Here is a 12,199-nt window from a genome sequence, read left to right as displayed (position 1 = left end):
GCATTCAACTTCTGAGTTTGCGTGGCGGGCGGGCGAGCCGTCCTGCTTGTCCGGTGTATTTTATGATGAATATCGCTGAGCTGCGACATAACCGGTATTTGCGGGTTCTTTTTGTACCCTTTCGCATGCGAGCATTGGTTCGCGGCAGCGAAATAGGTCTCGTCATTGCCGGTACAGTCATCGGCATCATTTCCGGACTGATGGTTGCCGCTATAGGCAGCATTTCCCAATGGATGCACCAGGCCATCTTCGCCCTGGAGCCCGGCGAAAAGCTAAGTTCAGCAGCGTCACTGCAACCCAGCGCCTATATTGCGCCACTTGCGGGCGGCGTCTTGATGGGGATCGTGATCTGGGTTCTTGCACGCTGGCGCAAGCGTCCCATCGTCGACCCCATCGAAGCCAATGCACTTCATGGCGGGCGTCTCTCGCTGACGGACAGCTTTATTCTCGTCGGGCAGAACCTGATTTCCAACGGGTTCGGCGCATCGGTCGGCCTTGAAGCTGCCTATACACAGCTTGCGAGCGGTTTCGCGTCCCGCATTGGCCGAGCACTCAAACTTCGCCGCGCGGATCTGCGAACATTGGTCGGCTGCGGTGCTGCTGCCGCCATCGCCAGTGCATTCAATGCGCCCCTTACAGGCGCTTTTTACGCATTCGAACTCATCATCGGCGTCTATTCTATCGCCACGCTGGCACCGGTAGTTGTAGCGGCAATGATCGGTGCTCTGGTAACACAGGCAATCGGCGGGGCACCGTTCGTCATCGATATCGGACAGATCAACGACATCACACCACGCGATTATGTTCCTGCACTCGTTCTCGGCTTCTTTTCAGCGGGCATCGCCATTCTCATCATGCGCGGCGTCACTTTTGTTGAAACGTTCGCCCGACGGAGTGTTATACCCAATGTAATGGCACCGGCAATCGGCGGTGCACTCGTTGGAACGATAGCGTTCTTTTCGCCGCAGGTTCTGGCCTCCGGTCATGGAGCTCTGCACCTCGACTTGAACGCGAACATCACCATTCCCGCGCTACTGCTCTTGATCTTCACCAAATCGCTCGCCTCTGCCGTCTCCATCGGATCGGGCTTTCGCGGCGGCCTTTTCTTTGCATCGCTGTTTCTCGGGGCACTGACCGGCAAGCTATTTGCCGCAGTGGCGGGAGCGGTACTGCCAGTCGGCTTAGCGCTTGCACCGGAAGTATACGCTGTAATCGGCATGAGTTCACTCGCCGTAGCAGTTGTTGGCGGTCCAATGACCATGACCTTCCTCGCACTGGAGCTAACGGGGGACTTTCCGATCTCCATGCTCGTGCTAGGTGCCGTCGTCTCATCTTCGCTGATGGTACGAAAGACCTTCGGCTACTCCTTCGCCACGTGGCGCTTTCACCTGCGCGGCGAGGCCATCCGGTCCGCGCACGATATCGGTTGGATACGCAATCTGACCGTGAACCGGATGATGCGTCATGATGTACGGACCGTACTGATCGATACCGACATCGAAACATTCAGGCACGATTTCCCGCTCGGCTCGACTCAGCGCGTCATCGCGGTCGATGCCGATGGGCGCTATGTCGGCATGATCCCGGTTCCGGAAGTCTATGCCGACAGCTTCGACACATCAGATAGCGAACACAGCATCAGCGAGCTTCTCAAATATCAGGACGAGTTCCTGCTGCCCCAGATGAATGCCAAGGAAGCCGTCGCCCGTTTCGACCGGGCAGAAAGCGAAGCTCTGGCGGTGGTCAACAACGCGCAGGAGCGTAAGGTGCTCGGTCTTCTCAGTGAAGCGCACACCCTGCGTCGCTACAGCGAGGAGCTGGACCGGCGGCGGCGTGAAGTTTCCGGTGAGGTCTGAATCCGAACCAACCCGATTTGACGGCTTCGCCATAAAGGTGTAGCTCAATCGCGGTGTTTCCGGCCGCTGCCGGTGCCCACTCCTCCAGTCGAGCGCTGTTCGATCTGAATGAATCAGATCGGCGCTCTAACTCCTTCTATTTGAAGCATAATCTTATCGATCCTCGTTTCACTCCGGTCGAATTATGCTCTAAAAGGCTATTATCATGGCGGCACCGTCCCTCATCATTTTCGATTGCGATGGCGTTTTGGTGGATTCCGAAATCATCGCGGCAGAAGTAGAATCCGCCCTCCTCACCGAAGCCGGTTATCAGATCGCCGCGGATGAAATGGCTGAACGTTTCGCCGGTCTGACGTGGCAGGATATTCTTCTCACCGTAGAGCGAGAAGCAGGGATTCCACTTTCGGCATCGCTTCTCGACAAATCCGAAAAAATTCTGGACGAGAAGCTCGAGAACGAAGTTCAGGCGGTTGAGGATATCGTGGAAGTGGTCTCGGCGCTAAGGCTGCCGAAGTGCATCTGCTCCAACTCGACCGGCCATCGGCTGGAAAGCATGCTGAAACGTGTCGGCCTTTACGAACTGTTTGCGCCGAACATCTTTTCGGCCAAAGAAGTCGGCACCAAAAAGACCAAGCCCGCTCCAGACGTGTTCCTCTATGCGGCCAAGCAATTCGGGGTCGATCCGAAGGATGTTATCGTGATTGAAGATTCCGCGCATGGCATTCAGGGCGCGCGCGCCGCTGGCATGCGTGTGATCGGCTTTACGGGCGGTGCACACACCTATCCCGGCCATGCCGACAAGCTGACCGATGCCGGTGCGGAAACCGTCATCCATCGCCACAAGGATTTGCCAAGCGTTATCGAAGCGCTGTCCATCTGGACTGATGCCTGAATGAGATAATCCGACGCCCGGTTTTTGTCAGGCGGCGGATTGTTTGTTGCGTCCTTTCGGCGGAGCATTGAGAATTGCCAGAAGCTCTTCGGCTTCGCTCTCAGAGAGGCCGATCAGCAGGCGGGTTCCCATAATGACGGGTTCGCCAGTGGACGTATCGAAGATCGCCCAGGTGTCCGTCGGCTCAAGAATGCGTTCGTATTTCTGTTTCATAAGAACACACTAGCCTAAATCCGTTGCCATTCATTTCATACCGGCAGTCGCATTTAATTCGAATTTTATCGATCTGCATTTATCCACGGAACCGGTTATTTTAGGCTGTTCCCGTGACTGCTCGGGTACGCTTTCGTCTGGTTTTTGGCAAACTGACCGTCACCAGCGCCTTGGCTTCTTCGGCTTGTAGCGGTTTGCCATAGAACCAGCCCTGCGCTGTCATCGGCTTCTTCATTTTGCGGAAATATTCAGCCTGAGCTTCAGTTTCGATGCCTTCGACCACGATGCCGAGATTATGCTGCCGCGCCATCGATATGATCTGGGGAACGATCGACACCGTATCCCCGTCAGTACAGACAGTGCGCGTAAAAGCTTTGTCGATCTTGATCGCGTCGATCTGCAGCTCGCCAAGATAGGAAAGGCTTGAATAGCCCGTTCCAAAATCATCGATATAGACTTTGTGCCCCTGATCACGAAGCTGCCTAATGCCCTTCGACGCTTTCGAAAAATCTACTGCTGTGCGTTCCGTAAGCTCAAGACCAATCTGACGAGGATCGATCCCCGCGTCAGCCAGTTTCGTCTGGATGTTTTGTTGAAATGCGGACGCCTGAACATCACTGGCGGTAATATTGATGTTAATCTGAAGATTTCGATTGCGACGCAATAAATCTCCCATTTCATCGATAACATGATCCACGACATAGGCTGTTACCCGGCCTGCCATACCCTTCTCTTCCGCTTCAGCGATAAACACATCGGGCGGTATCAGGTCGCCAGTTTGCAACTGCCAGCGCAACAAGGCTTCGAAGCCAGTAATTTTGGCATCCGCCACATTGACCACCGGTTGATAAACAACCTCAAGCTGCCGGGCTCTCAAGGCTTTGTTGAGCATGGACGCTAAGGGGCGTTCGCGGTTGCGATAAGCGAACCACCCCAAGCCAAGAGTTGCACCTGCGAGCATTCCGAGACTGACTGCGATGAAAGATTTCCACCGGGCGGAGTTGCCGGAATTGTCCAAGCGTGCCTCGAGAGCAATACAGATTCCCGTATTGTCATCACAGCGATATTCCTTGATAACGTTGCTCAGCACGTCGTATTTCCGTCCAAGATCGCCGAAATCTGGTGCGGGAAAATTCCCCGACGGATAACTGTAAAGGCGGGCGAAATGCTTCTGATCCGCATCGCGCATATAGATTGCAAAGCCGTATTGCGGCGTATGGAGCAGATCGAATGCGACCGAACTCAAAACAACATTGGCTGCGTCTTTACCAATCACGGAACCGTGGCTGCCCGGAGTAATCAAGGATCGGTCGCCATAAACATAAGTGCCGTCACTCAAATGAACATCCGCAGGCGAACGGTCGGGTTGTCCAGGGATATTGCTCAGAAGTGTGGAACAGATAAAACGGCCACCGCGAAAACGACCTATATCCTTGATCTGATAAGCAGAAAAGATCAGATCCCGTAGATATGCCATATCTTCTGGAGAACACATCTCGTAGGGTGAGCGATTGGCCGCATCGATTGTTTCATGCGCAGAAACAACCAGGCGATTTGCATGAGCAAGCAAAGCGGCCATATAAATATTTATGTGCCGCTCTTCATCCAAAATTCGCAATCTATTGCCTGCCCACTGCCCGAAAGCCGCACCAAGAAACAGCATAAGAAGTAAGATGAGAGGAACAGGCTTTAGAAATTTACTGCGATCAAATCGCATATGATACTTGCCCTCAAATATATCAGATTATGTTCAGGGATTTATCAAATTCAACTATCGCCGGTATTCCAATACAAGTACGATAAAGGCTTTACAGCACAACTCGATCCAAACACACGAACATTATCTGAATCCGCATTAATACAAGATTAAAACCAAAATAATGTCTCAGATTATCACAATCACATAAAATTAACACTGTAAAATATGCCTGAGTGCGAACCAGCATAAATAAATTATAGAAAATATAAACGATGCGCGGATATGCTGATCCACGCATCGTTTATGAACAGGCTTATATTATCGAGGATCTCGGTAATTTTTTACTTCGTATTGTACGGCCCTTCGTCAAAACCAACGAAAATCTGGATATTTTTCTTATCCGTCATCGGCACAGTGATTGCCTTGTCATTGAAGACGAACTGGGTGGCTGTGTCCCCATTGGATATACTAACCGCCTGCTTGTGCAGTTTGGAATAGATGACCTGATCGCCCTGACGGACAGCAACACGGATCGGCATGGTGATGGTGCCAGTCTTGAACTTCGGCCCAGGGACAACCTTGCCGGCCGCAGCAACGTCGATGGTCATGGTTCCAGCGCCGTACTGGCAGGCGCGGGTCGTGTCGGTCAGGGCCGCCTGATAGATCACGCGCGCGGGGTCCTTATCGCCACCCTTTTCATATGTATTGAAGAAGGCCGTGCCGTCGCGCAACGAAACCGAAGGGCAGAAAGCGCGAAGCTCGGATTCCTTAACGCGCTGATCGCCGGAAACGGCGGGCGTAGTCAATGAGGAACCTGCGGCTCCGTCGGCAGCCTTATCAGTGCCACTGGTTGTGCAGCCTGCGAGGGCTACGAGCAAAACCGTTGCAAAGACTGGAAACAACGATGAACGATTCTGTGGTGCTGTTTGCATAAACCGGCTTCCCTGCACTGATAGAGCTGTCTTCTACATCACGCATGTGTATAGCGTGATGACGTTTTCCCGTTTTTTGCTCCAGAGAGCAACCCCCCATCCACGCCAACATGCTTTAAAACCTTGCGGCTTTTTTAGGGAAGCTCTATTGCATTACGCGGCTCAAAACCGCGCCGATCTGAAATGAAGGCCCAAGAAATGAAATATGTAAGCACGCGTGGGGAAGCGCCGGTCCTGGGGTTCAGCGATGCATTGCTGGCCGGTCTTGCCCGGGATGGCGGTCTCTATCTACCGCAGGATTATCCCCAGTTTTCGCCAGAACAGATTCGCGAACTGCGCGGGAAATCCTATGTGGATATTGCGCTGGCGGTGCTCACTCCATTTGTCGATGGCGAAATCCCGCATTCGGATTTCCGCCGCATGGTGCATGAAGCCTACGGTACTTTCCGTCACGATGCAGTCTGTCCGCTGGTCCAGACAGGCGCAAATGAATTCGTCCTTGAGCTTTTCCACGGTCCGACACTCGCCTTCAAGGACGTCGCAATGCAGCTTCTTGCTCGCATGATGGATTATGTTCTGGCGCAGCGCGGCGAACGTGCCACCATTGTCGGAGCAACATCGGGCGATACGGGTGGCGCGGCCATTGAAGCCTTTGGCGGTCGTGACAACACCGATATTTTCATCCTGTTCCCGAACGGCCGCGTGTCGCCAGTGCAGCAGCGCCAGATGACATCATCCGGCTTCTCCAACGTTCATGCCCTTTCCATCGACGGTAATTTCGATGATTGCCAGAACCTTGTAAAAGGCATGTTCAACGACCTTCAATTCCGTGATGCACTGTCGCTTTCGGGTGTGAACTCGATCAACTGGGCCCGCATCATGCCACAGGTCGTTTATTACTTCACAGCGGCGCTGAGCCTCGGCGCGCCGGATCGGGCCGTATCCTTCACCGTACCGACCGGTAATTTCGGCGATATTTTTGCAGGCTATGTGGCCAAGCGCATGGGACTGCCTATCGATCGGCTGATTATTGCCACCAACGATAACGACATTCTCTCACGCACGCTTGAAACCGGCGCATATGAAATGCGCGGCGTCGCACAGACGACATCGCCGTCGATGGATATCCAAATTTCCTCGAACTTCGAACGTCTCCTGTTCGAAGCCCATGGACGCGACGCGGCGGCATTGCGCGGCCTGATGGAAAGCCTGAAGCAATCCGGCGGTTTTTCGATATCCGAAAAGCCGCTTTCGGCGATCCGTGGCGAATTCGCCGCTGGTCGTTCGACTGTCGACGAGACCGCAGCAACGATCAAATCCGTGCTTGAGGCGGATGGCTATCTGCTTGATCCGCATTCGGCAATCGGCGTGAAGGTCGCTCGCGAAAATGTGTCCGGTGCCGCGCCGATGGTTGTTCTGGCAACGGCACATCCGGCCAAATTTCCCGATGCCGTAAAGGCTGCCAGCGGTGTCGAGCCGCAGCTTCCGGCGTGGCTTTCGGACTTGATGCAACGAAAAGAAAGCTTCACAGTTCTTCACAACGACCTGAAAATCGTGGAAGAATACGTTCGCCGCCATTCGAGAGCTTAAAAAGACCGGCTCCGAGACGAGAACCAGAGCGGGAATGCAGGGAGCAGTTTGCTTATGGGTGTTGAAGTAACGCGTCTTTCCAATGGATTGACGATAGCCACCGATACGATGTCCCACGTGGAAAGCGTGGCGCTTGGAATCTGGGTCAAAGCCGGAGCGCGGAACGAAGCTACCGACAGACATGGCATTGCTCATCTTCTTGAGCATATGGCATTCAAAGGAACCGAAAAACGTACAGCGTGGCAGATCGCATCGGATATTGAAAATGTCGGCGGCGAGATCAATGCCGCCACCAGCGTCGAGACCACATCCTATTATGCGCGTGTTCTGCGCAACGATGTGCCATTGGCAATCGACATTCTTTCCGACATCCTGACCGCTTCCAAGTTCGATGAAGCCGAACTGGAACGCGAGAAACAGGTTATCATGCAGGAAATCGGCGCGGCGCACGACACACCCGACGATATTGTTTTCGACCGCTTCACCGAAACAGCCTACCGCCATCAGCCGATCGGACGCGCCATTCTCGGCGAACCCGAGACAGTGATGTCGTTCACCTCCACCGATCTGCGCCAATATATGGATGAACAATACAGCGCTGACCGCATGGTCGTGACTGCGGCGGGTGGCATTGATCACGATGCTTTCGTCAAGGAAGTTGAAAAACGTCTCGGCAGTTTCCGCGCCCACAATACAGCGCCAACACTCGACCTTGCCCATTATGTCGGCGGTGATTTCCGCGAAAATCGCGAACTGATGGATGCGCAGGTTCTGATCGGCTTCGAAGGACGCGCCTATCATGTGCGCGACTTCTATGCCTCGCAGCTCCTGTCCATGGTACTGGGCGGCGGTATGTCCTCGCGTCTCTTCCAGGAAGTGCGTGAGAAGCGCGGTTTATGCTATTCAGTCTATGCCTTCCATTGGGGCTTCTCGGATACCGGTCTGTTCGGCATCCATGCAGCGACAGGTCGCGACGAACTTGTCGAACTGGTCCCCGTCCTGATCGATGAACTGCACAGGGCCGCCGACTCCATCAGTCTGGAAGAAGTGGATCGCGCGCGCGCGCAATATCGCGCGAGCCTGCTTATGTCGCAGGAAAGCGCTGCAAGCCGTGCAGGCCAGATGGCACGCCAGTTCCTGCTCTATGGTCGTCCTGTCGAAAATAGCGAACTGATGGACCGTCTCTCGCTGATTACTCCAGAACGGCTGACCGATCTGGCCGGGCGCCTGTTCCTCGACAGCAAGCCCACTATCGCCGGTGTCGGCCCTATTGGACGTCTGATGAGCTTCGACGGACTGTCTGACGCCCTTTCGACCAGTGCGCATGCGAGGAAAATCGCTGTATAATTAAGGCAATAGGGCATTAGGGGAGTAGGGCAGTATGTTTAGCTCGGCGAATACGTCCACCCTTCCCTATTGCCTTACTGACTTACTGCCATATTGCCTTATCCCGTCATGATCGGCCTGCCCTTCCGTAGAAGCAATCCGAACGTCCTGCGTGGCCAGCGCATTTATCTGCGCGAGCCGATGATGAGCGATTTTGCAAACTGGGCCAGTCTGCGCGAGCAAAGCCGGGCCTTTCTCGCGCCATGGGAGCCGACCTGGCCCGATGACGATCTTACCAAGAGCGCCTTTCGCCATCGGATAAGGCGCTTTCAGGATGAAATCGCGGCCGGTACCGGCTACCCGTTTTTTGTGTTCCGCAACAGCGACAACAAGCTCGTCGGTGGCATTACGCTCGGCAATATCCGGCGTGGCGTCGGCCAGAACGGCATGATCGGCTACTGGAGTGGGGCGCCCTATGCCGGCAAAGGCTATATGACCGAAGCGCTGTCGCTGGTTATCCCCTTCGCATTCGACCGACTGCAGTTGCACCGGATTGAAGCAGCCTGTATCCCTCATAACGAGCGTTCGATACGGCTTCTCGAAAAAGCCGGATTTGAGAGAGAAGGACTGCTGCGTTCCTATCTCAAGATAAACGGCTTCTGGCAGGATCACCTGCTTTTCGCCCTTATAGAAAGCGACAAACGTATGACGAATAGCCGCATGATCAATGGCAAGGTTGGACGCTCGTGACGGGTTTTGCGGATAAGTGGTTTGTTGCCGGTGCAAGGTTTCTTGCGCTCGTGGTTTTTCTGACCGTTTCGGTCATTCAGGCATCAGCCATTGAACCGATAAAAATTTCCAAGGAAGATACTGCCCTCGACCTGTCTCGCGCTGTCGAACTTCTGCGCAACAAGGGCGAAAGCGTCCAGGTATCGACCGCACCGGGTCCTGACGGTATTGTCCGCCGCATCGAAGTGCAGGCCGATCAAAACAGCAAGGCATCCGGCGACTGGGCCGCTTTCTCGATTGCAAACCCCACCGATGAGCAGATCGACCGCCTGATTGTCGCTCCGCATTTCCGTCTTGTCGGCTCCGGCGTCATCTGGCCCGATCTTGGCTCTCCGCGCATTGCATCAATCACGCCGAGCGAGGGCTTCGCGCTCGATCGCCAGCCAAGTGCCGATGCAGACATTTTCCGCATCACACTCAATCCGGGCAGCGTTGTTACCTTCGTGGCCGAACTGTCCTCACACAATCTGCCCCAGCTTTATCTGTGGGAGCCGGAAGCCTATAAGGATGCGGTTAATTCCTACACGCTCTATCGCGGGATCCTGCTCGGAATTTCCGGCCTGCTGGCGCTGTTTCTGACTATCCTTTTCGTCGTCAAGGGCACTTCACTGTTCCCCGCAACCGCCGCACTTGCATGGGCGGTTCTGGCCTATATCTGCGTCGATTTCGGCTTCTGGAACAAGCTGATGGAGATAACGCCGGGCAACGAACAAATCTGGCGCGCCGGCACCGAGGTGGCACTAGCAGCCTCACTTGTGATTTTCCTGTTCACCTATCTCAATCTCAATCGCTGGCACGATCATTTCAGCTATGGCGCGGTGACCTGGGTGCTGGGCCTGCTGGCACTTGCAGGGGTTGCCGTCTTCGACCCGCCCGTGGCTTCCGGTATTGCGCGCATTTCGCTAGCGCTTACCGTCCTGTCCGGTGTCGCCATCATCGGCTATCTGGCGGTCAAGGGTTATGATCGCGCTGTCATGCTGATACCGGCCTGGCTCCTTACCCTCATATGGTTGCTGGGTGCCTGGATGACAGTATCGGGCCAGCTCGATAATGATATCGTGCAGCCTGCACTTGGCGGCGGTCTTGTCCTGATCGTTCTTCTGATTGGCTTTACCGTCATGCAGCATGCCTTTGCTGGCGGAGCGCTGCAACAGGGCCTTCTATCTGACATGGAGCGGCAGGCGCTAGCTGTCATCGGTGCGGGGGACATCGTATGGGATTGGGACGTGCCGCGTGATCGCGTGGTGACAACGCCAAACATTGCCAATTATCTCGGCCATACCGCCAACAGTCTGCAAGGCCCGGTGCGCAACTGGCTTCCCGCCATGCACGCCGATGATCGCGACCGGTTCCGGTCTACGCTTGACGCCATTCTGGAAAACCGGCGCGGACGGATCGGCCAGATTTTCCGGCTGCGCGCCAATGATGGCCACTATCACTGGTATGCGCTGCGGGCGCGCCCCGTCATCGGTTCGGATGGCGAAGTGGTGCGCTGCGTCGGTACACTGGTCAATGTGACGGAACAGAAGAAGGCGGAGGAACGCCTGTTGCACGATGCGGTGCACGATAATCTGACCGGCCTTCCCAACCGCGAGCTGTTCCTCGACCGTCTCAGCAATGTCATGAATATGGCACGCGGGGAAAGCAACCTGCACCCAACAGTGTTCATCATCGATATCGACCGCTTCAAACAGGTCAATGACAGCCTCGGTATGTCGGCAGGCGATACGATCCTCCTGACCATTTCGCGTCGTCTGGGGCGCCTCATGAAGCCGCAGGACACGCTCTCGCGCCTGTCCTCTGACCAGTTCGGCCTGTTGCTAGCCTCTGAAAGCGATCCGGGGCGCATCGCATCCTTCGCCGAAGCTTTGCGTCAGGCCGTGCGCGCACCGATTGCCTATGCAAAGCGCGAAATCGTTCTGACATCGTCCGTCGGCCTGATTACCTGGACGAAAACGGCGACGACCGCGGAAGATTTCGTGAAAGACGCTGAGCTTGCCATGTATCAGGCAAAGCGTTTCGGTGGAGACCGTATCGAACCATTCCGTCCGGCATTCAGAGCCATCGGCAGCGACAAACTTCAGCTTGAATCCGATCTGCGCCGTGCGCTTGAACGTGACGAAATCAGCCTTGTCTATCAGCCCATCGTCAAACTTGATGAAGGCACAATTGCCGGTTTCGAAGCGCTCATGCGCTGGGAACATCCGCGGCGCGGCGCCATTTCGCCGTCGGAATTCATTCCGATTGCCGAAAACTCTGGTCTCATCATCCAGCTTGGCCTCTTTGCAATGCAACGGGCTGCAGAAGATCTGTTCGCCTGGCAGGAGCAGTTTCCGAAGCTCGAACTTTTCGTTTCGGTCAATCTGTCATCCACGCAACTCATCCGTCAGGACCTCATCAATGATGTCCGCTCGGTGCTTTCGCGCATTCATCTCAATCCGGGCAGCCTCAAGCTTGAACTGACGGAATCCGTTCTTATGGAGAATCCGGAGCAGTCCACGCATGTCCTGGCACGCCTCAAAGCGATGGGCATCGGCTTGTCGCTAGACGATTTCGGGACCGGTTATTCGTCGCTGGCTTATCTCACGCGTTTCCCGTTCGACATCATCAAGATCGATCGTTCCTTCGTGAAAGGCGATCAGCCACAGAAAGCGACGCTGCTTCGCTCGATTGTGAGCATGGCGCACGATCTTGGCCTCGCCGTCGTCACGGAAGGCGTGGAGAGCGAAAGCGATGCACTTCAGCTTCGTCAGATGGGTTGCGAGTATGTGCAGAGCTTTATGTTCGGCCAGCCAACGAGTCGCGACGAGGCAACGCGCATGATCCGCGAACAGCGGGACGCGGCAGCGGCTTGATTTAGGGCAGTATGTTAGGGGAATTTGAAAGAATCGGATAAGCTAAA

9 protein-coding genes are annotated in these 12,199 nt (G+C 55.0%); 6 read left to right on the top strand and 3 right to left on the bottom strand.

Translation table 11 applies throughout. From position 1 onward, the window contains the following. The first annotated feature begins 65 nt into the window (after positions 1 to 65). Together JNC70_RS07470 and JNC70_RS07465 are read left to right on the top strand one after the other, a co-directional pair. Complete coding sequence (locus JNC70_RS07470) at positions 66 to 1,856, top strand: chloride channel protein (protein WP_211692419.1); 1,791 nt, start codon at positions 66 to 68, stop codon at positions 1,854 to 1,856. A gap of 205 nt (positions 1,857 to 2,061) precedes the next feature. Further along, positions 2,062 to 2,748, top strand: a complete 687-nt coding sequence (locus tag JNC70_RS07465; RefSeq protein ID WP_374788566.1) for an HAD family hydrolase — start codon at positions 2,062 to 2,064, stop codon at positions 2,746 to 2,748. 27 nt (positions 2,749 to 2,775) lie between these two features. On the opposite strand, the gene JNC70_RS07460 is transcribed toward JNC70_RS07465, so the two are convergent. The 3 genes from JNC70_RS07460 to JNC70_RS07450 all read right to left on the bottom strand — a co-directional run bounded on the left by JNC70_RS07460 (position 2,776) and on the right by JNC70_RS07450 (position 5,592). After that, positions 2,776 to 2,961, bottom strand: coding sequence for a hypothetical protein (locus JNC70_RS07460; RefSeq protein ID WP_104754751.1), 186 nt, complete (start codon positions 2,959 to 2,961; stop codon positions 2,776 to 2,778). Positions 2,962 to 3,061: 100 nt separating this feature from the next. Continuing rightward, complete coding sequence (locus JNC70_RS07455) at positions 3,062 to 4,678, bottom strand: EAL domain-containing protein (RefSeq protein ID WP_374788565.1); 1,617 nt, start codon at positions 4,676 to 4,678, stop codon at positions 3,062 to 3,064. Positions 4,679 to 5,001: 323 nt separating this feature from the next. Beyond that, positions 5,002 to 5,592 (bottom strand): hypothetical protein, encoded by a 591-nt coding sequence (locus JNC70_RS07450; protein ID WP_104754749.1) that lies wholly within the window; start codon positions 5,590 to 5,592, stop codon positions 5,002 to 5,004. 198 nt (positions 5,593 to 5,790) lie between these two features. Here JNC70_RS07450 and thrC point away from each other — a divergent pair, with 198 nt between their 5' ends. The 4 genes from thrC to pdeA all read left to right on the top strand — a co-directional run bounded on the left by thrC (position 5,791) and on the right by pdeA (position 12,152). After that, positions 5,791 to 7,182: a threonine synthase gene (gene thrC, locus JNC70_RS07445; protein WP_104754748.1), complete on the top strand. Its 1,392-nt coding sequence runs from the start codon at positions 5,791 to 5,793 to the stop codon at positions 7,180 to 7,182. 54 nt (positions 7,183 to 7,236) lie between these two features. Further along, on the top strand, positions 7,237 to 8,529 hold the full coding sequence (locus tag JNC70_RS07440; protein ID WP_104754747.1) for a M16 family metallopeptidase: 1,293 nt from the start codon (positions 7,237 to 7,239) through the stop codon (positions 8,527 to 8,529). Between the two features lie 108 nt (positions 8,530 to 8,637). Continuing rightward, complete coding sequence (locus JNC70_RS07435) at positions 8,638 to 9,258, top strand: GNAT family N-acetyltransferase (RefSeq protein ID WP_374788575.1); 621 nt, start codon at positions 8,638 to 8,640, stop codon at positions 9,256 to 9,258. Further along, a complete protein-coding gene (gene pdeA / locus JNC70_RS07430) occupies positions 9,255 to 12,152 on the top strand; it encodes a phosphodiesterase PdeA (protein ID WP_104754745.1) in 2,898 nt (965 codons plus the stop codon). Before JNC70_RS07435 ends, pdeA begins: the two co-directional genes overlap by 4 nt. The last annotated feature ends 47 nt before the right edge of the window (positions 12,153 to 12,199 follow it).

It is taken from the genome of Brucella oryzae (assembly GCF_041929965.1).
Taxonomy (GTDB): domain Bacteria; phylum Pseudomonadota; class Alphaproteobacteria; order Rhizobiales; family Rhizobiaceae; genus Brucella; species Brucella oryzae.
This window is presented reverse-complemented; position numbering and strand designations above follow the sequence as displayed.